Source organism: Cupriavidus sp. 01L45, from assembly GCF_056399885.1.
Genome location: NZ_JBFTSG010000028.1, coordinates 47906 through 66779, shown reverse-complemented (window position 1 = coordinate 66779; position 18874 = coordinate 47906). Strand labels below are relative to the sequence as shown.

At 64.1% G+C, this 18874-nt stretch carries 17 protein-coding genes; 8 read left to right on the top strand and 9 right to left on the bottom strand.

The window, feature by feature from the left end:
* Positions 1–2: 2 nt before the first annotated feature.
* From AC1DT6_RS19910 to AC1DT6_RS19900, 3 genes are all read right to left on the bottom strand, one after another.
* Positions 3–887, bottom strand: a complete 885-nt coding sequence (locus tag AC1DT6_RS19910; RefSeq protein WP_441625226.1) for a beta-keto acid cleavage family enzyme — start codon at positions 885–887, stop codon at positions 3–5.
* 64 nt (positions 888–951) lie between these two features.
* Positions 952–1719 (bottom strand): SDR family NAD(P)-dependent oxidoreductase, encoded by a 768-nt coding sequence (locus AC1DT6_RS19905; protein ID WP_441625224.1) that lies wholly within the window; start codon positions 1717–1719, stop codon positions 952–954.
* A 24-nt stretch (positions 1720–1743) separates the two neighbouring features.
* Positions 1744–2673, bottom strand: a complete 930-nt coding sequence (locus AC1DT6_RS19900) for a dioxygenase family protein (RefSeq protein ID WP_441625222.1) — start codon at positions 2671–2673, stop codon at positions 1744–1746.
* A gap of 250 nt (positions 2674–2923) precedes the next feature.
* On the opposite strand from AC1DT6_RS19900, the gene AC1DT6_RS19895 reads away from it, so the two are divergent.
* The 5 genes from AC1DT6_RS19895 (at position 2924) to AC1DT6_RS19875 (ending at position 7272) form a co-directional block, all read left to right on the top strand.
* Positions 2924–3688 (top strand): YoaK family protein, encoded by a 765-nt coding sequence (locus tag AC1DT6_RS19895; protein WP_441625220.1) that lies wholly within the window; start codon positions 2924–2926, stop codon positions 3686–3688.
* Between the two features lie 125 nt (positions 3689–3813).
* Positions 3814–4617 carry a MetQ/NlpA family ABC transporter substrate-binding protein gene (locus AC1DT6_RS19890; protein ID WP_441625218.1) on the top strand — a complete coding sequence of 268 codons (804 nt, stop codon included), beginning with the start codon at positions 3814–3816 and terminating at the stop codon, positions 4615–4617.
* A 197-nt stretch (positions 4618–4814) separates the two neighbouring features.
* Complete coding sequence (locus AC1DT6_RS19885; RefSeq protein WP_276291170.1) at positions 4815–5075, top strand: hypothetical protein; 261 nt, start codon at positions 4815–4817, stop codon at positions 5073–5075.
* Between the two features lie 120 nt (positions 5076–5195).
* Positions 5196–6590, top strand: coding sequence for a selenium-binding protein SBP56-related protein (locus AC1DT6_RS19880; RefSeq protein ID WP_441625215.1), 1395 nt, complete (start codon positions 5196–5198; stop codon positions 6588–6590).
* Positions 6591–6600: 10 nt separating this feature from the next.
* The gene (locus tag AC1DT6_RS19875; RefSeq protein ID WP_441625213.1) at positions 6601–7272 is read left to right on the top strand and encodes a hypothetical protein; all 672 of its coding nucleotides are present in this window, start codon (positions 6601–6603) and stop codon (positions 7270–7272) included.
* Between the two features lie 176 nt (positions 7273–7448).
* Here AC1DT6_RS19875 and AC1DT6_RS19870 read toward each other — a convergent pair whose 3' ends face one another.
* The 5 genes from AC1DT6_RS19870 to AC1DT6_RS19850 form a co-directional block, all read right to left on the bottom strand.
* Positions 7449–8972 carry a CoA-acylating methylmalonate-semialdehyde dehydrogenase gene (locus AC1DT6_RS19870; protein WP_477114825.1) on the bottom strand — a complete coding sequence of 508 codons (1524 nt, stop codon included), beginning with the start codon at positions 8970–8972 and terminating at the stop codon, positions 7449–7451.
* 178 nt (positions 8973–9150) lie between these two features.
* A complete protein-coding gene (locus AC1DT6_RS19865) occupies positions 9151–10719 on the bottom strand; it encodes a sodium:solute symporter family transporter (RefSeq protein ID WP_441625211.1) in 1569 nt (522 codons plus the stop codon).
* On the bottom strand, positions 10716–11033 hold the full coding sequence (locus tag AC1DT6_RS19860) for a DUF485 domain-containing protein (RefSeq protein ID WP_441625209.1): 318 nt from the start codon (positions 11031–11033) through the stop codon (positions 10716–10718). The genes AC1DT6_RS19865 and AC1DT6_RS19860 overlap by 4 nt, the downstream gene beginning before the upstream one ends.
* 55 nt (positions 11034–11088) lie before the next feature.
* On the bottom strand, positions 11089–11883 hold the full coding sequence (locus AC1DT6_RS19855) for a crotonase/enoyl-CoA hydratase family protein (RefSeq protein ID WP_441625207.1): 795 nt from the start codon (positions 11881–11883) through the stop codon (positions 11089–11091).
* A 49-nt stretch (positions 11884–11932) separates the two neighbouring features.
* Entirely contained in the window at positions 11933–13540 is a 1608-nt protein-coding gene (locus tag AC1DT6_RS19850; protein WP_441625308.1) for a long-chain-fatty-acid--CoA ligase, read from the bottom strand.
* Between the two features lie 346 nt (positions 13541–13886).
* Between AC1DT6_RS19850 and AC1DT6_RS19845 the strand changes: the two genes are divergently transcribed.
* On the top strand, positions 13887–14972 hold the full coding sequence (locus AC1DT6_RS19845) for an AraC family transcriptional regulator (protein WP_477111418.1): 1086 nt from the start codon (positions 13887–13889) through the stop codon (positions 14970–14972).
* 102 nt (positions 14973–15074) lie between these two features.
* Here AC1DT6_RS19845 and AC1DT6_RS19840 read toward each other — a convergent pair whose 3' ends face one another.
* Positions 15075–15980 (bottom strand): LysR family transcriptional regulator, encoded by a 906-nt coding sequence (locus tag AC1DT6_RS19840; protein WP_441625203.1) that lies wholly within the window; start codon positions 15978–15980, stop codon positions 15075–15077.
* Positions 15981–16080: 100 nt separating this feature from the next.
* Here AC1DT6_RS19840 and AC1DT6_RS19835 point away from each other — a divergent pair, with 100 nt between their 5' ends.
* Together AC1DT6_RS19835 and AC1DT6_RS19830 are read left to right on the top strand one after the other, a co-directional pair.
* Positions 16081–17634 (top strand): AMP-binding protein, encoded by a 1554-nt coding sequence (locus tag AC1DT6_RS19835; protein ID WP_441625201.1) that lies wholly within the window; start codon positions 16081–16083, stop codon positions 17632–17634.
* 11 nt (positions 17635–17645) lie between these two features.
* Positions 17646–18827 (top strand): acyl-CoA dehydrogenase family protein, encoded by a 1182-nt coding sequence (locus tag AC1DT6_RS19830; RefSeq protein ID WP_441625199.1) that lies wholly within the window; start codon positions 17646–17648, stop codon positions 18825–18827.
* Positions 18828–18874: the final 47 nt, after the last annotated feature.

Sequence of the window (18874 nt, the reverse complement as noted above, 5' to 3'; positions counted from 1 at the left end):
GCTCATGCCGCCCGCAGGCCGAGCGTGGCCCGGGCCTCGCGCGGCGACGCGATTGCGCCGCCCAGCGACGCGATGATGTCCCGCGCCTTGGCGACCAGCGCGGCGTTGTCCGGCGCGAGCACGCCCTTCTCCAGGTAGATGTTGTCTTCCAGGCCGACCCGGACATGCCCTCCCGCCAGCCACGACTGCGCCACGATCGGAAACTCCGCGCGCCCGATGCCGAAGGCCGACCAGTGCGCGCCCGGCGGCAGCATGTTGCGGGCATAGAACAGGGTTTCCGGCGTGGCCGCGAAACCGTATTTCACGCCGAGCACGAAGGTCCAGAGGCCGGGACCGTCCAGCACGCCGTCCTTGATGAAGTCGCGCGCCATGTGGAGGTCGCCGGAGTCGAAGATCTCAAGCTCAGGCATGACCCCCGCGCTGCGGATGACGGCCGCCATCTTGCGTACGTTCTTCGGCGTGTTGATGACCACGTCGGGGCCGGAGTTCATGGTGTTGAGGTCCAGCGAACACACGTCGGGGCGCAACGCGGCAATATGCGCCACGCGCACCTCCGGACGAACCAGCGTGGTGCCGGCGGCGGCCCGGCGAGGCTCGTCGTCGTCCGGTACGAAGCGTCCGCCAGGGCCGGTGGTGAGGTTGATGATCAGCGCCTTGTTGCGCTTGCGGATCTCTTCGATGACCTCGGCGTAGTACTCGAGCGCCATCGATGGCCGGCCGGTCGCGGGATCGCGTACATGGATATGGGCGACGGCGGCGCCGGCCTCGGCTGCTTCCAGTGCCGCGGTGGCGATCTGCGCGGGCGTCACGGGTAAGCCGGGATGTTGCTCGGGGGTGACGATGTTGCCGGTGACGGCGCAGGTGATGATGGTATTTCTGCTGTGCATGGCGGACGGGTTGATGTCTCGAAAACGGGTTCTTTGCGCTTCGGTGCGGGCGAGCGCAGCCGAATCACCCAAGCTGGCGCCCGCCGTCGACCACGATGGTGGTGCCGGTGGCAAATCGCAGCGAAGTCGCGCAGGCAACAATGGCATCGGCCACATCGTCCGGCCTGCCGATGCGCTTGAGCGGCGTGGTCTTCGCCGCCCGCTCGTTGAAGGCGCTGTCGCGCCCCGGCACGAAATCCGTATCCACCACGCCGGGCGATACGTTGAGCACGCGGATCTCCGGCGCCAGCGCGCGGCCCAGCGAGACGGCCATCATGTCGAGCCCCGCCTTCACGGCGCAGTACGCGACATTGCTGCCCATGCCGGTGCGCCCGGCGATCGATCCCACGTTGACCACCAGCCCTTCCCCGGTGGCCTTCAGGTGCGGGGCCATCGCGCGGATCGCGGCGAACTGCCCGCGCCAGTTGACGGCGAACATCTGGTCGATGAGCGCGTCGTCCAGCATGTCCAGGTCACCGTGCGGGATCGCCCTGGTGAAGCCGGCGCTGTTGACCAGCATGTCGATGCGGCCGTACTTGCGCTGGACTTCATCGGCAAGGCGCGTGAGCGAGGCCGTGTCGCTGACCTCCGCCACGCCAGCATGGTGATTGCCCGCCGGCAGTCCGGCCACGGCGTGCGCGGCGGTCTCCGGCTTGCGGCTGACCAGCACGACACTGGCACCGAGGCTTGCCAGCTTGTGCGCCGTGGCCATGCCGATGCCGCCCGTACCGCCAAGGATGACGGCGACCTTGCCGGCAAGCTGCGGCATCACCGCTTGATCTGAAATTGCCATATTGAGTTCTTCTGTCGTAGGTAATCAGTCGATGGGAGGCGTCGGGAAGGTCTGCTCGCCGGGCTCCAGCACGAAGTTGAAGTCGAGCGTGTAGAACGGCGCGGAGAATCCGCCCCACGGGCTGGCGCCGTCGTCCACGCGGCGGAAGTGCCCGACCAGTTCGCGGTGCACGCCGAAGGTCACGTCCGATTCCAGGTGTTCGGAGTCATCCGCGAACACCTGCGTCACCAGCGTGCGATAGCCTGGCGCGGCCGCGATGAAATGAATATGCGCGGGGCGGTACGGATGGCGGTTCTGTTCGGCCAGCAGCTTGCCGACGGGACCATCGGTGGGCACGGGATAGCCTGCCGGGCGCACGGAACGGAAATGGAAACGGCCGTTCGCATCGGTGCGAAAGGCACCGCGCAGGTTCTTGTCGGGCTGCGACGGATCCTGGTTGTCGTAGAGACCGACCGGCGATGCCTGCCAGGCCTCCACCAGCGCGCCAGCCAGCGGCTCGCCCGCGGTGTTGCGCACCTGCCCCGTCACGAACAGCGGCAGGCCCGGCGTCTCGCCTAGCACCACGCAATCCCCGCAGTCGTAGGACGGCGCGCCGCCGCGATAGAACGGCCCGAGCAGCGCGCCCGGCGTGCGGCCGCCGGTGGTGCCGTTGTTCATCAGCGTGACCAGCGTCGACAACCCCAGCACATCCGCCGCCAGCACTACCTCATTGTTGGTGGCGTTGGTGGCGTGGCCAAGCGCTGCGAGGTAGCGCAGCCCGGACTCGAACTCCTCGTCACTCGGGCGTACCTCCCTCAGGAAGGCATGCAAATGATCGACCAGCGCGTCGACGACCTGGCGCAGGCGCGGGTCGGCGGTATCGTGCATGGCCCGCTTCACCAGCTGGCTGAGCGTGTGTTCATCGTCCACCACGGCAAGGCCCTGGCCATGCCTCGGGGCAAGTATCGTCTCCATATGCCTCTCTCTCGCTACTTTTGTTTTGCAAACGTTTGCATGACATCCGGATTATGGGCCAGCTTTTGAAAAAATCAAGGGAATTTGCAATGCGATCTGGCAGGCGGATCAAGGCACCACGCTGCCCTGAGCGGCGGGTGCGGCTCCTGTCCGGAGGGAGCGATGCAGGCATTGAGACTCTCGCACCCATGGTTCCGTTCTATGCTGTAGTACAGGCAAGCGCCCGCCACTTCACAAACATGATCCCGCCATGCAAACCACGCCGCAATCGCCGTCGCAAACCCAGGCAACCGCCGGCAACGTGCTCAAGGCCGCCTGGCTTAGCCTGGTGGCGGGCTATGTCGACGTGGTCGGCTTTATCGCGCTGTTCGGGCTGTTCACCGCGCACGTGACCGGCAACTTTGTCATGGTCGGCGTGGAGCTGGCGCACTCGACCACCGGCGTGGCGGCCAAGATGCTGGCGTTGCCCGTGTTCGCCCTGTCGGTGGCGGCTACCAAGATCGCGATCGATGCCATGCAGGCGCGCGGCAAGCCGCCGCTTCCGCCGCTGCTGGTCGCGCAAGGGGTGCTGCTGGCCTGTTTCATGCTGGCCGGCTGCCTGGCTTCGCCCGTCACCTCACCCGACATGCCATCCGCCATCGCGACCGGCATGCTGGGCGTGGCCGCGATGGCGGTCCAGAACGCGCAGTCGCGCATCGTGCTGACCGACCATGTGCCGACCACCATCATGACGGGCAACAGCACGCAGGTCATCATCGACCTGGTAGAACTGGCCCGCGGTCCGGCCGACAAGATCGCGCCCGCGAAGAACCGGCTGCGCAAGATGGTCCCCGCCATCGGCGCGTTCGCCGCCGGGGCCGTGTCCGGGGCCTATGCCTACGTGTTTGCATCCTTCTGGTGCCTGGCGGTACCCATCGTCATCCTGCTGGCGCTCGCGTACAGCTACCGGTCCACGCAGACGGCGCCGGCCGCCGGCACTGGGCCGAACCCGGCCACGGCCGAGAGGCAGTCCTAGCGTCCCTGCCTTGCGCACCCGCCTTCTAAGCTAAGACGAAACCATCAGTTCGCGGCGCAGCGCGCGCTTTCTATACTCGGCGGTCGGCCGCCACGCGGCCTCCCAACCTAGCGAGGAAGCAGAGAATGAAGCGATGGCAAGCCGCCGCGATGGCGGCGCTACTGATGGTAACGGGCGCCGGCGTTGGCCACGCGCAGGAAAAAAGCAGGATCAAGGTCGGCGTGTCGGTGGGCAATGCCGAGCAGACCTTCGAAGTGGTGCGGAAAGTGGCGGCGCGCGACGGGCTGGAAATCCAGTTGATCACCTTCAGCGACTACCTGCAGCCCAATGAGGCGCTGGCCGCGGGCGACCTGGATGCCAACGCCTTCCAGCACAAGCCTTTCCTGGACAGCCAGATCAAGGCGCGCGGCTACAAGATCGTGCCGGTGGGCCTGACCCTGACCGCCCCGCTCGGCATCTACTCCAGGAAGTTCGGGTCGCCCGACCAGTTGCCGCAAGGCGCCCGCATTGGCATCCAGAACGATCCCTCCAACGGCAACCGCGCGCTGCTGCTGTTGCAAAAGGCCGGGCTGATCAAGCTCAAGCCCGGCGTGGGCGAGAACGGCGTCAACGCCACCCCGCTGGACGTGGTGGAGAACCCGAAGAAGCTCAGGCTCATCGAGCTCGACGCGGCCCAGTTGCCGCGCGCCCTGGACGACCTCGCCGCCGCGTCGATCAACAACGACTACGCCTACCGTGCCGGCCTTTCGCTGCAGCGCGACACCATCGCCGTGGAAGACGCGCGCGGGCCTTACGCCAACCTGATCGCTACCCGCGTGGAGGACAAGGACAAACCGTGGGTGAAGAAACTGGTGAAGGCCTACCAGTCCGATGAAGTACGCAGGTTTATCGAGACCGAGTTCAAGGGATCGCTGATTCCGGCCTTCTGACCTGGCACGGCAATCGCTTCCATGCCCATCCGTTCCGGCATTGGCCGTCATATGTGCGCCAGATAACATGAGGAGCTTGCTCCTCCTGCGGCCATGGCACATGCTGGGTTCAATAAGACGGCTGCGTCGGACAGCCGCCCGACTCCCCTCTCCCGCCCAGCAATTTGAACGCCATCGGGCGTTCTCCCGGAGGTGCCATGGCCATTTCCAAGGGCTTTACCGTCATTATCGGGATGATGGAGATCCGCGCGATGCAGCGGACCGACGAGGGAGAGGTACCGGCGCAAAAGTCTTCCGCCGATTCGTACCACGTCTACCATCGAGGCTCGGGGCGCTTGCGGAGCAAGGATCGGGAATTCGATACCGCCTTCGAGCGCTGCATCGCGAGAGCGCTAAGGCGCTGCGCATGGATACCGTTGGACTCCGAGCCAGGCCCGTCGCCTGGCTTTTTTTATTGACGCTGCACCGGCGGCGTCCATCCCCCGTGCCTGGCGTGGCTCAGCCTGCCGCGATGTGTCCTATAGTTCTAAGCCAGTGTTATCCAGCAAGGTTCACGGCTAGGTACGAGGAGGCGCATCATGGCAACCTGGAAGCCCGACCCCAGCTTTTACCCATCGCCCCGCCTGGCAGCAAAGGCGCCGCCCGAGGCACTCGCCTATGTGGCGATGTTCGATCCCACGCGTACCCAGCCCGACGGCATTGCCGTGGTCGACGTCGATCCCGCATCCGGGACCTATGCCACCATCGTCGGGCAGTTGCCCATGCCGTATGCGGGCGACGAATTGCATCACTTCGGCTGGAACGCCTGCTCTTCCTGCCTCTGCCCGAATGCCCCGCACCCGCATATGGAACGGCGCTACCTCGTGGTGCCGGGCCTGCGTTCGTCGCGCATTTACATCATCGACACCCAGCCCGACCCGCGGCGGCCGGCCATCGCCAAGATCATCGAGCCCGCCGATCTGGCCGAACGCACCGGCTATACGCGCCCGCACACCGTGCACTGCGGCCCCGCCGGTATCTACGTGACGGCGCTGGGCAATGCCGAGGGCAAGGGGCCGGGCGGCATCCTGCTGCTGGACCAGCAGGGCTTCGAGCCGCTCGGGCGGTGGGAGGTGGAACGCGGCCCGCAGTATTTTGCCTATGACGGCTGGTGGCACCTCGGCTACGACACGCTGGTCACCAGCGAATGGGGCACGCCCGACATGATCGAGGACGGCCTGGTGCCCGAGATCCTGCTTGGCTCGCGCTACGGCCGCCGCCTGCATTTCTGGGATCTCACCAGACGCAAGCACTTGCAGGAGATCGACTTCGGCGAGGAGTACCAGCTCGTGTTCGAGCTGCGCCCCGCGCACGACCCCACCAAGGCGTACGGCTTCGTCAATTGCGTGATCAGCCTGAAGGACCTGTCTTCATCGATCTGGGTCTGGTACCGGGACAGCGGCAAGTGGGCAGTGCGCAAGGTGATCGATATTCCCGCCGAGCCGGCGGACCCGGATCTGCTGCCGCCCATCCTCAAGGGCTTCAAGGCGGTGCCGCCGCTGGTCAGCGACATCGACCTGTCGATGGACGACCGCTTCCTCTATGTCGCGTGCTGGGGCACCGGCGACCTGCTGCAGTACGACGTCTCCGACCCGTTCGCACCGAAGCAGAGGGGGCGTGTGCGCATTGGCGGTATCGTCTCGCGCGCCACGCATCCCGGCGCCGGCGGCGCCGCGCTCAACGGCGGCCCGCAGATGGTGGAAGTCAGCCGCGACGGGCGCCGCGTCTACTTCACCAACTCGCTCTACGGCGCGGTCGATCCGCAGTTCTACCCGGAGGGGATCGACGGCTGGATGGTCAAGCTGGACGCCGCGCCCGAAGGCGGCATCGCGTTCGACCCGCGCTTCTTCCTGCGCTGGCCGGCGGGCCATCGTCCGCACCAGGTCAGGCTGCAAGGCGGCGACTGCTCGTCGGATTCGTACTGCTACCCATAGCGGCCCCGCCATGCCCGCCACCTCGGGCGTGCCGCTGGGCACGCACTTCGCCACGCTGTGGCCACTCTGGTGGCCCTGGCTGGCCATCGCCGCGCTGGGTCTGTTCCACGGCATCAATCCCGCGATGGGCTGGCTGTTCGCGGTAGCGCTCGGGCTGCATCGCGGACGGCGCAAGGTAGTGCTGCTGGCACTGCTGCCGATCGCGCTTGGCCATGCGCTGGCGGTAGCCCTGGTACTGGCCGCCACGCTCACGCTCGGCAGCCTGCTCGATCCCCAATGGCTGGCGCGCGCCGGTGGCGCGGTGCTGATCGCCTGGGCCGGCTGGCACGCCCTGCGCGGCCACCGCCAGCATCCGCGCGTGGGCATGCAGGCCGGCATGGCCGGGCTGGCGCTGTGGTCATTCCTGATGGCCGGCACGCATGGGGCGGGCTTGATGCTGGTGCCGGCGCTGCTGCCGGTGTGCAGCGCCGTGGCCGGCGGGCCGGCCGCCAGTGGCCCGCTGATGCCGGCGCTGCTGGCGCTGGGATTGCATACGCTGACCATGCTCCTCGCTATCGGCACCGTAGCGTTGCTGGTCTACGACCGCGTCGGCATAGCCTTCCTGCGCACGGGATGGATCAACCTCGACCGCGTATGGACGCTGGCGCTGACGGGCTGCGGCGCAGTGCTGCTGTTGGGGTAGGCAGGCAGCCGGAGCAAAGAAGAGCGATGGCGCCAGATCACGACTCGATGCAGCCGTGTGGCGCGCCCCCAAGGACGGGCCACACCCCGGCGCGATGCGAAGCGAGCCGTCAAGGTGTACCAGGCCGCATGGGGCGCCTCGTCGGCGGGCAAAAAGAGCGGAAAAGAGGGTTCAACCTACTTGGATGTCGGCATGACAAACTCTGCGCCTTTGCTAATACTTTCGGGCCAGCGTTGCATGATGGACTTCTGCTTGGTGTAGAAACGAACCCCTTCCTCGCCGTAGGCGTGCATATCGCCAAACAGGCTCTTCTTCCACCCACCGAACCCGTGCCAGGCCATCGGCACTGGAATAGGCACGTTGATGCCCACCATCCCGACTTGAATGCGCCGAGAAAATTCGCGGGCCACATTGCCATCACGGGTAAAGCACGCAACGCCGTTGCCAAACTCATGGTCGTTGATGAGTTGCACTGCAGCAGCAAGATCGGTCACGCGAACGCACGACAACACCGGACCGAAGATCTCTTCCCGGTAGATGCTCATTTCGGGCGTGACATGATCGAAGAGGGTTCCTCCAAGCCAGAACCCCCCATCGCAGCCCATGCCGGCGGTCGAGTATTTGAACGTCCGGCCATCGGCCAGCAACTGCGCTCCCTCCTTGACTCCTTGCTCAATGTAGCCAGTGATGCGCGCATGCGCCGCGGGGGTCACGATGGGCCCCATTTCAGCTTCCAGGTTGGTACCGTCGAGCACCTTCAGTGCTTTGGTGCGCTCCACCAGCTTCGGCATGATCTTGTCAGCCACATCCCCCACGAGTACCGCCACCGAAATCGCCATGCAACGCTCGCCGGCTGAACCATAGCCCGCTCCGATCAGGGCATCCACCGCCTGATCGACATCGGCATCGGGCATCACCACCATATGGTTCTTGGCCCCGCCGAGCGCCTGTACCCGCTTGCCGTGGCGTGCGCCCGTCTCGTAGATGTAATTCGCGATCGGCGTAGAGCCGACGAAAGACACCGCCTTCACATCCGGGTGCACCAGTAGCGCATCCACGACCTCCTTGTCCCCCTGCACCACATTGAACACGCCGTCAGGCAGGCCGGCCTGCTTCAACAAATCTGCGATGAACAGACTCGGGCTGGGGTCGATGGGGCTGGGCTTGAGCACGAAGCAGTTGCCCGCCGCGATGGCTACTGGGAACATCCACATTGGCACCATGACCGGAAAGTTGAATGGCGTAACCCCGGCGACGACACCCAACGGTTGTCGAAACGTCCAGTTGTCSATGCCGGTGCTGACCTGATCGGTGAAATCTCCCTTGAGAAGCTGGGGGATGCCGCACGAGAACTCGACAATGTCGATACCACGCGCCACTTCACCCTGGGCATCGGTGAAGACCTTTCCATGCTCGGCCGTGATGAGTGCAGCAAGTGCATCTTTGTTTCGGCCCAGCAGTTCCAGAAACTTGAACAGCACCCGGGTGCGCCGAATTGGCGGGGTATCTGCCCAAGATGGAAATGCCATCCGGGCGGAAGCAACTGCAGCCTCCAAATCCTGCTGATTGCCAAGGCGCACGTGACGACTGACAGCGCCGGTCGCGGGATTGTAGATGGGTTGAGTCCGGGTGCCACCACCCGCAGTGAGCGCGCCTCCGATGTAATGGGTGATTTCGCTGTTGTTTCTGGTCTCTGTCATGATGAAGTTCTCGCTGGAGAAAGAATAAATCCTTGAATTGGGCAGGCCCTGCGCCTTGGCGCGTCCACACAAGGGAACAGGCGCGATCTCGGGCATCATGGTCGGCGCCTGACCCGTGGGCAGGAAGGAGGCACATCCTGGTGTGCCTCAGCAAGGTGGGCAGTCGCCGATGCCGGGTTTAGTGGGACACTGCCGAAATCCCCACCGCCGTCTCGGCGCGCACCTCTTGCGCCGGGAATCCTGCTCGGTCAAGTGAGGCCCGCCTGGTGCGATCCGTCAGGGACACGACAACGATCATCAGGAAAGCCAGCGGCATCGAGAACAGCGTGGGATAGTCATATGGGAAAAGCGGCGTGGCGAACCCGAAGATGCGCACCCACACCGCCGGCGACAGCACAACCAGGGTCAAGGCCACGCCCAGGCCAACGATGCCTCCGGCCAGCGCCCCCCGGGTGGTCAGGCCGCGCCAGTACATCGACATGAGCAATACGGGGAAGTTGGCGGATGCTGCGATACTGAAGGCCAAGGCCACCAGGAATGCAACGTTCTGATCGCGAAAGAGCAGGCCCAGGACGATGGCGACGACGCCGATGCCTATCGACGCCATACGGTTCACCCGCATCGCCTCGGATGGTGAAACATCATCGCAGCGCAGCACTTTGGCGTACAGGTCGTGTGCTATGGCGGACGCTCCCGCCAGCGTCAGGCCACTGACCACGGCGAGAATGGTGGCGAACGACACGGCGGCGAGCAGTCCGAACAGAAGATTGCCTCCTAGCGCCGTGGCCAGGTGCATGATCGGCATGTTTGAGCCGCCCAGCACCGGGCCACCGACCTTGCCATCGATATAGAACGACGGATAGTTCGGCAGGATCGCCATGGCGGTCAGGCCGAGGAAACAGATGATGACAAAGAACACCCCCATCAATCCCGTGGCCACGAATACCGACTTGCGGGCGGCACGCGCGTCCGGCACAGTGAAGAAGCGCATCATGATGTGGGGCAGCCCGGCGATCCCGAAGACCAGGGAGAGCGCCAGCGACAGGCCGGAGACCGGATTGCCCATCAGCTTCCAGGGACCCTTTATCGCCTCGCCGGCCTGGTGGTTATTCGCCGCAGTTGCGACAAGCGCGGAGAAGTCGAAGTCGAAGTAGTTCAGCGCCAGCGCCGTCAGGAGGACGCCGTTGCCGAGCATCAGGATGGCCTTGATGATCTGCACCCAGGTCGTGGCAACCATGCCCCCGACGACGACATAGACCATCATCAGGATGCCAACGCTGATAACGGCATAGGTGTAGTCGATTCCGAACAGCAACTGCACTAGTTGACCCGCGCCGACCATTTGGACAATGAGATAGAACAGCACCACGGTCAACGAACTGATGGCACTGAAGATCCGCGTGCTGCGTTCGTCGAGACGGAAGGAAACGATGTCGCTCAAGGTGTAGCGGCCCAGGTTTCTCAGGCGCTCGGCGACCAGGAACATGATGATGGGCCAGCCCATGAATGCGCACACCGCATAGATCAGCGAGTCGAACCCGTTGGAAAAGGCCAGGCTGGATATCCCCAGCAGCGTTGCGGCAGACATGTAGTCGCCCACAATGGCCAGCCCATTCTGCGTCCCGGTGATACCGCCACCGGCGGTGTAGAAGTCCGAAGTCGATCGTGTCTTGTGCGACGCCCAGTACGTTATGCCGAGCGTGACGGCGACGAAGCCGCCGAAAATCAGGATGGCTTCCGTGTTCATGTGCGCACCATTGAGATCAGGCGTTCGCACATCTTGTCGAACTGGGTGTTGGCGATATGGATGTAGGCGCCCGTCAGGAGCCACGACAACAGGATCAGACCGGTTGCGCACAGCAGACCGCTGGTCAACGTGCCCTTGCTGCTCAAAGGAACCGCCAAGAGTGCTGGCGCAAGCACGGCAGTCAGTATGAACCCCATGCAGAGCACAAGGCACACACCGGCGAACCAGAAGGCCACGCGCCGGCGCAGCGTCTTCAGCCGCTCATAGTCGGGGTGGCCGGGAAGTCGCCGGCAGATCTCTTCATTCGATAGCATTGTTTGTCTCCGTCCTTGTCGTCTTTTTTTTCCTGCATCCACACGCTGACGCCGATCAGCCATTCGGCCGAACCTTGTAGGCCTTCTTGTCCACGAACTCGCCCAGCCGCTCTTGCACGTCTCGCCCGGTTTGCACGACAGCGGCCATCAGCCCTTCGGCGAACAGCCCTTCGGTCGATGCCATGTCGGCGATACGGTTGATGGAACTGACGATCGCGTAGTTCGACAGCACCGCGTTGCTTGCGATCCTCCGCGCCAGCTCCAGGCCCAGGTCGTACGCCGATTTGGGGTTGGCCTCGGTATTGCAGACGTAGTGGGCCAGGCCCAGGCGCTCGCCTTCTTCTGCATCCAGCACACGCCCGGTCAGCATCATTTCCACCATCCGGGTGGCCGAGATGATCTTGGCGGTGCGTACCGTCGCCCCTCCGCCGGTGAAAATGCCGCGCGTCCCCTCTGGCAATGCAAAGAAGGTGCTCTTGTCGGCAACACGCACGTGCGCGGCGCTTGCCAGTTCCAGACCGCCGCCCACCACGGCCCCCTGCAAGCAAGCGATGACAGGGACGCCACCGTGCTGGATCTTGTCGAAAGCCCGATGCCATCCCTGGCACACGCGCATGAAGTCAACCGGGCTGCGCTCCTTATCGTGGTGTTCCTTGAGATCCAGACCGGCACAGAAATGATCTCCCTGCGCCGTCATGAGAATGGCGCGGATGTGGCTGGGGATGCTGGAGAAATAGGCGTCGATCTCGGCGATTGCGCGCTCGTCCAGTGCATTGCGCTTGCGCGCCTTGTTGAGCGTGATGATGCCGATGTTGCCCTGCTCGGACGTCAGCAAGAAGGGTTCAGTCATGGAACGACTCCTTTGGAATGGATGAAGGGGGAGGAGCACGACCGTCGTGCTATTGAGGTTTGGTCGGCAGCGGCAACGAGCGAAGCGCCGCTTTCTGTATCTTTCCTGTGGCCGTCATCGGCATGCGCTCGATGAACACGACCTTGTCGGGAATCGACCATTTCGCGACGCGCCCCTGATAGCGTGCGAGGATCTGCTCGGCAGACAGGCAACCTTCCGGTTTGGGGACGACAAACAGAACCGGGCGCTCGCCCCATTTCTCGCTTGACTCGGCGATGCAGGCCGCCAGTTCGATGCCGGGTTCCTCCATCGCAATGTTCTCTATCTCGATTGACGAGATCCACTCGCCCCCGGACTTGATGACATCCTTGCTGCGATCCGTGATGCGCATGTAGCCATCCGCATCGATGCTTCCGACATCGCCAGTGCGGAACCAGCCGTCCTCGGTGGCGGGCTCGGCTTTGCCGTAGTAGTGGGAGATGACCCAGTTGCCCTGGACCATGAGGTGCCCGGTGGACACCCCATCATGGGGCAACCGCTTACCTTCCTCATCGACAACCTTGAAGCGTGCGCCGAACAGCGGCCGCCCCTGCGATGCAAGCACCTGCAGCGTCTCGTCGCCGGGCAGCGACGCGTGCTTGGGTAGTAGCTGACAGACGGTTCCCAGCGGCGAGACCTCCGTCATGCCCCACGCGTGGCGCACTGTCACGTTACGTGCGCGAAAGGATGCAATCATGTGCGGCGGGCACGCGGCGCCACCGATGACGATGTGCTGGAGCGTGCTAAATGTCAGTGCCCGGCTTTCGACATGGTCCAGCACCCCTTTCCATACCGTCGGCACACCCGCCGATAGCGTCACGCCGGCACGCTCGCACAAGGCGTAGAGCCGCTCGCCCTGCATGTTCGATCCGGGTAGGACGATCTTGGCCCCGGACATCAGGGAGGAGTACGGCAATCCCCACGCATTGACGTGGAACATCGGAACCAGCGGCATGACCGCATCGCTGCAGGAGATCGCCAGCGCGTTTGGATGGCTGGATGCATAGGCATGCAGAACGGTCGATCGGTGAGAGTACTGCGTGCCCTTCGGCGCCCCGGTGGTGCCAGACGTGTAGCACAGCCCACATGCAGTGTCCTCGTCGAACTCCAGCCACTCGAAATTTCGAACGTCGTTTCCCAACCAGGCGCCGTAGTGCATCCCGGCATGGTCTTGATCGGCGTCCTCGTTGAGCAGAACCCAATGTGCCACCGACGGGCACCGCGGCTCCAGTTGCTCAACCAATTCTGCGAAGTGCCCGTCGTAGAACACCACGACATCCTGGGCGTCGTTGATGATGAACTCGATCTGCTCGCGACTCAGGCGTGGATTGACCGTATGGCAGATCGCTCCGATGCCGGCGGTGGCATAGTAGATCTCCAAGTGGCGATAGGTATTCCATGCCAATGTCGCCACGCGATGGCCCGGGAGCAATCCTCGATGCCCCATGCCGACAGCCAGATCCTTCACTCTGCGCCCAAACTCCCGGTATGTGTACGTATGCAGGCTACCGTCATCAAGCGCGGTCACGATCTCCTGATCCGCACTGCTTTCCAGGGCATGTGTGAGGATTGAATTGATGAGCAAGGGCATGCGCATCATGTTTCCCGGTTGCACCATGTTGTCGTCTCCTTTTCCTTTCACCGAAGAATAGGTGGCTTCGTTCCATCCCCCAATTGCCAATGGCGACGGCGAATATGCAAAAACTGCCAACATTCGACTAGCCAACGGAGCGGACTCAGGTAGACTGGGGGAAGGGCTGCGCCAAGGCGCGCATGCCCCGGTCGGTCCGGAAACCGGTATTGCTCAGTTCAACAGGAAGAGGCCGCCTCAGGAGGCGCAAGCGGATGCGTTCACCAGGAAGGGATCAAGCGGGCATTTTTGCGGCACTGCAATCCCCCTTTGCCTTCAAACACGCGGCGCTGGCGCGTGGGACCGGCGGCCCTTGCTGCTGCGCGAGGGTGCCATGGACAGCTTGAGCATCACAGCAAATGGAGGTCGGACGGACAAGGCGGCTGGATCCGTGTCAACGGCAACGGTCTCGCTCGAACTGGTGCAAGACTTACTGCTGAGCTTGCGAGCCTTGTGCTCAGAGCCGACTCTGGACGAGTGTTTGAAGCAGGCAGGTATTGTCAAGGAGTTCATCAGCCATCCCGCCTCCCGACTCACGCACGATCAACTCGTCAGGCTGTACCAGGAGAGCGCCGCCGCGACAGGTGACGAAATGATGGGGCTATGGAGCCGTCCCATACGGACCGGGTCCCTGAAGTACATCGTCCGTGCAGTAATGGATGCGCCAACGATCCGTGTGGCGCTGTACCGTTTCACGCAGGTCTGGAATTTGCTGTTGGACGACTACCGCCTGAATCTCGCGCAAGCTGGAGACAGCATGAGCCTGGAGTTGATTCCCCGCTCCACGAAGATTGGCGTGAACCGCTTCGGCCATGCCTTGATATTGAAACTCACGCACGGCATTGTTTCATGGCTCGTCGGTCGGGAGGTCCCCGTGCAGAGGGTGGTGTTTGTTTTCCAACGCCCCTCCTTTGCAGCCGACTATCCGATTCTCTTCCCGGCCCCCATTGATTTTGGGGGGCAGTTCTCACATATCACGTTCCGCGCGGAGCTTGGAAGAATTCGGGCGGAACGCAACACGGCCGACGTACGCGAATTCCTGAAACGAGCGCCCCGTGATTGGATCTTCACCTCCTATCACGAGCACGTCATGCGACTGAAGGTGCGCGAGCTACTGTATGCGGACCTGGGGCGAACACTGGACGACGTTTCGAGCAAGCTCCACATGTCCTCGCGGACGCTGATCCGCAGGTTGCAGGACGAGAACCTGTCCTTCCAGGGCATCAAGGACGATCTGCGCAGAGACCTGGCTATCCTGAATCTTGCGCGTAAGGATGTCTCTCTGGCCGAGATCTCCTATGCACTGGGTTTCAGCTCACCCGCAGTTTTCCATCGTGCTTTCCGCCATTGGACGGGCATGACGCCGGGCGTGTACCGGGCCGCCCAACAGGAACTGCAGTCGCCCCCCGCAGGGGGGTGAAACCGCCTTTGACCTTAAGCCGTTGACGTTAAGCAGTTGCAGTTGCCGGGCAGGAACACAGCAATCAGCCACACATATAGAGCCCCCCCGCCCTGCGGGCGCCTACAAATCCCCCCCCTGACCGCTTTGCTCCCGCAACAACACCGTCATCCGCTGCGCAAGCGGCGAAAGATAAGCCCCAGCCCGCGAGATCACCCCCACGCGCCGGCGCAAATCCAGCTCTTCAAGCCCCAGGTTCAACGGCCGCAGGCCAATCTGCATCGCCTCCGAATCCCCGCCCGACACGCTCAACATCTGCGTGCCCCTCACCAGCTGGAACAACGAAGCGCTGCCAAAATCAGTCTCGATCCGCAAGTTCGGCTCGGCAAGCCCCTGCTTGCGAAAGGCCGCGTCGACCTGCTGCCGCAGGGCGATATGCGGCGCGGGAAGCAACCATTCCTGGCCCACCAGATCCGCCAGCCTCACCTTGCGCCGGCGCAGCAGCGGGTGCGCGCCATCAGCCACGACGACAAGGCGGTCGTCGAACAATTCTTCCACCGCGAACTCGCTCGCGCGCTGCTTCTGCATCGGCGCGACGGCAAGGTCCAGTTCGCCCGCCAGCAGCAGATCCATCAGTTCCCGCGCCATGCGCCTGCGCAGGCGAAGCCTGGCGACCGGCCGCTCCTTCACAAGCTGGCGGCAGGCGCCCAGGAAGAGCGCGTTGGGTATGGAAGGCGAATAGCCCAGGCGCAGGATGCCCTGCTCGCCGGTCCGGATGCCTTGCATCTCCTTGAGCGCATCCTCATACTCCAGCCGGATTCTCCGGGCGCGTTCGATAAACTGCGCGCCGGCTTGCGTCGGGGTCATGCCGTGGACCGTGCGCTCGAACAGGGGCAGGCCGATCTGCCCTTCCACCCGCTGCACCGCCTTGGTCAGGGCTGGCTGGCTGATGCCCAGCGACTCCGCGGCGCGGCCGATGCCGCCGTGGGCATCCACAGCCAGCACGTACTCAAGATCCCTCGTCTCCATTCTGACATTCCTGTTGGTTATGTCTTTATAGCCAGTACGGCATTGTGGTGATGCCACGCATCTTACAGACTACGGCAAAGAATCACCACGGAGACACAAAATGGGTTTCGCTTTCTTCCTGCGCCGCGCCGCACGCTATTGGGGGGACCACGCCGCGGTCCTCTATCAGGACCGGGTCCTGACCTACCGCCAGCTGGACGAGCGCTCCAACCGCCTGGCCAACGCGCTGCTGGGCCTCGGCCTGGTCAAGGGCGACCGCGTGGCGATTCAGTCTCGCAACCGTACGGAACTGGTCGAGATCGAGTGCGCCCTGTATAAGGCCGGCCTCGTCAAGGCGGCGCTGAACCCGCGCTTCACCGCCGCGGAAGCCTCGGATGTCGCCGAGAACTGCACGCCCCGGGTCATGATCGCGGGGCCGGGCTATACCGGCTACTCCCCGGCAACCGCGGGCTTCGGGTCGGTGGAGACCTTCATCGCCATCGGCGGCCCCGCAGCAGGTTATGCCGACTACGAGTCGCTGCTGTCAGGCGCAAGCGATGCACCCGTCGATGCCGCGCCGCTCTCCGATGACCTCGCCGTATTGCATTTCTCCTCGGGCTCCACCGGCAAGATCAAGGCGGCCATGCAGAGCTACGGCAACCGCCTCGCGGCGCTGCGCAAGATGCTGCTCGGCATGGACAACCCCGCCCGGCCCGGCGATCGCCTGGCGTTGATCGGGCCGGTCACGCACGCCTCAGGCATGTTAATGCAGCCCTACCTGTACACCGGCGCGACCCTGGTCCTGTTCGACAAATTCGAGCCCGCGCATTTCCTGGCGGAAGTGGCCAGGCTGCGCATCACCCATGTGTTCATGGTGCCGGCCATGATCAACATGCTGCTGGCCGAGCCAACCCTGGCCAGCGCCGACCTGAGCAGCCTCAAGACGCTGGCCTACGGCGCCGCGCCGATGGCGCCGGCCCGTATCCGCGAGGCATGGGAGCGTATCGGCCCCATCCTCTCGCAAGGCTACGGGGCGAGCGAGTCCACCTCCGGCGTGACCCGCCTCTCCACAGCCGACCATGCCGAGGCAATGGCGCACCGGCCCGAACGGCTGGCGTCCTGCGGCCGGGCCCTCGGTGAGACGCAGGTGTGCGTGGTCGACGAGCAGGGACGTGAAGTGCGCGGTGACGAAATCGGCGAACTGGTGATCCGCGGCGAGGATGTGTTCCAGGGCTACTGGGGCGAGCCGGCGCTGACGCGCGAGGCGCTTGCCGACGGCTGGCTGCGCACGGGCGACCTGGCCCGAGTCGACGAGCAAGGCTACATCTACCTGGTCGACCGCAAGAAGGACATGATCATCTCCGGCGGCTTCAATGTGTACCCGACCGAGGTCGAGGCTACCCTGTACCTGCACCCCGACGTGATGGAAGCCTGYGTGATCAGCGTGCCTGACGACACATGGGGCGAAAGCGTCAAGGCTGTCGTCGCGCTCAGGCCCGGCCGGCAAGCCAGCGCCGACGACCTCATCGCGCACTGCCGCGCACGGATCGCGGACTACAAGTCGCCGCGATCCATCGACTTCGTTGCCGACCTGCCCAAGAACGCCAGCGGAAAACTTGCCCGGAAACTGGTACGCGAGCCGTACTGGCAAGGCGTGTCCCGCCGCGTGAATTAAGGAGAATCGCCATGTTCGACCATCTGACCAACCCCACGCTCATCGAGACCCGCGCCGCGATCCGCCGCTATATCGACGAGGAATTGCTGCCGCTGGAACGGGAGCTTGGCCTCGGCTCGGAAGACGTCTGGCCCAGGGATGTGCTGCGCGGCGTGTGGCGCCGTTCCAGCGAGCTGGGGCTCTATGCCGCCTGCCTGCCGGTCCAGTTGGGCGGCAAGGGCCTGAATATCGCCGAGCAGTGCGCGCTGAAAGCGGACCTGGCCGCCAGCGGCGCCGTGCTGGCGCCGCATGTGCTGGGGGACCTGGGCGGCCCGCCGCGCGTCGGCAATATGCTCAAGTACGCGACGCCCGAACAGCTCGCGCGCTACTTCCAGCCGGTGATCCGGGGCGAGAAGTCGACCTGCTTTGCCCTCACCGAGCCGCATTCCGGCTCGGACGCCCAGAGCATCTCGACCACCGCCGTGGCGGATGGCGACGAGCTGGTCGTCAATGGCCGCAAGCACTACATCAGCGGTGCGCCATTCGCCGATTTCGCCATCGTCATGTGCGTGACCGATGCCACAGCCTCGCCGCCGGCCATCACGGCCGTGCTGATCGACCTGGACCTGCCCGGCGTCAAGGTCAGTACCGAATACGTGCCGATGTCGGGCCAGCATATCGATGCGGATATCGAGTTCACCAATGTACGGGTGCCGCGCGCCAATATCTTTGGCGGAGAAGGCAACGGCTTCAAGCTCGGCATGTCGCGGATCAACGTCAACCGGCTGCTGCACTGCCCTACCATGCTGGGGCTGGCCACCACGGCCTATCAAGCCTCGCTCGAATACGCCGGCAAGCGGCGCCAGTTCGGCGGACCCATTGCGCGCTTCCAGGCAATCCAGCACATGCTGGCGGACATGGCCGCCGCGCTGTGGGCTTGCGAGAGCATGATCGCGCAGACGGCGGCGCTGGCCGATAGCGGTGCCGACCTGCGCATGAAGGCCGCGGCGTGCAAGCTCTATATCTCCGAGCGTTGCTTCGAGGTAGCCGACAAAGCCGTGCAGATCCACGGCAATGTCGGTGTCACCCGAGGGCATCCGGTCGAGCAGGCCTTCCGCAAGCTGCGCATGTTCCGGATCTTCACTGGCACCAGCGAGATCCAGCGCAATACCATCGCCCGGGCAATTCTCGAGCCCATGCAGGCGCAAGCTTGAGCGGGCAGGCACAAGCAAACGTTGACGAGCCGGCGCGGCAAGACTGC

Bases quoted from the DNA above. Each gene is read 5' to 3' on its own strand.
- AC1DT6_RS19910 (WP_441625226.1), bottom strand. From the start codon at position 887: ATGCACAGCAGAAATACCATCATCACCTGCGCCGTCACCGGCAACATC.
- AC1DT6_RS19905 (WP_441625224.1), bottom strand. From the start codon at position 1,719: ATGGCAATTTCAGATCAAGCGGTGATGCCGCAGCTTGCCGGCAAGGTC.
- AC1DT6_RS19900 (WP_441625222.1), bottom strand. From the start codon at position 2,673: ATGGAGACGATACTTGCCCCGAGGCATGGCCAGGGCCTTGCCGTGGTG.
- AC1DT6_RS19895 (WP_441625220.1), top strand. From the start codon at position 2,924: ATGCAAACCACGCCGCAATCGCCGTCGCAAACCCAGGCAACCGCCGGC.
- AC1DT6_RS19890 (WP_441625218.1), top strand. From the start codon at position 3,814: ATGAAGCGATGGCAAGCCGCCGCGATGGCGGCGCTACTGATGGTAACG.
- AC1DT6_RS19885 (WP_276291170.1), top strand. From the start codon at position 4,815: ATGGCCATTTCCAAGGGCTTTACCGTCATTATCGGGATGATGGAGATC.
- AC1DT6_RS19880 (WP_441625215.1), top strand. From the start codon at position 5,196: ATGGCAACCTGGAAGCCCGACCCCAGCTTTTACCCATCGCCCCGCCTG.
- AC1DT6_RS19875 (WP_441625213.1), top strand. From the start codon at position 6,601: ATGCCCGCCACCTCGGGCGTGCCGCTGGGCACGCACTTCGCCACGCTG.
- AC1DT6_RS19865 (WP_441625211.1), bottom strand. From the start codon at position 10,719: ATGAACACGGAAGCCATCCTGATTTTCGGCGGCTTCGTCGCCGTCACG.
- AC1DT6_RS19860 (WP_441625209.1), bottom strand. From the start codon at position 11,033: ATGCTATCGAATGAAGAGATCTGCCGGCGACTTCCCGGCCACCCCGAC.
- AC1DT6_RS19855 (WP_441625207.1), bottom strand. From the start codon at position 11,883: ATGACTGAACCCTTCTTGCTGACGTCCGAGCAGGGCAACATCGGCATC.
- AC1DT6_RS19850 (WP_441625308.1), bottom strand. From the start codon at position 13,540: ATGGTGCAACCGGGAAACATGATGCGCATGCCCTTGCTCATCAATTCA.
- AC1DT6_RS19845 (WP_477111418.1), top strand. From the start codon at position 13,887: ATGGACAGCTTGAGCATCACAGCAAATGGAGGTCGGACGGACAAGGCG.
- AC1DT6_RS19840 (WP_441625203.1), bottom strand. From the start codon at position 15,980: ATGGAGACGAGGGATCTTGAGTACGTGCTGGCTGTGGATGCCCACGGC.
- AC1DT6_RS19830 (WP_441625199.1), top strand. From the start codon at position 17,646: ATGTTCGACCATCTGACCAACCCCACGCTCATCGAGACCCGCGCCGCG.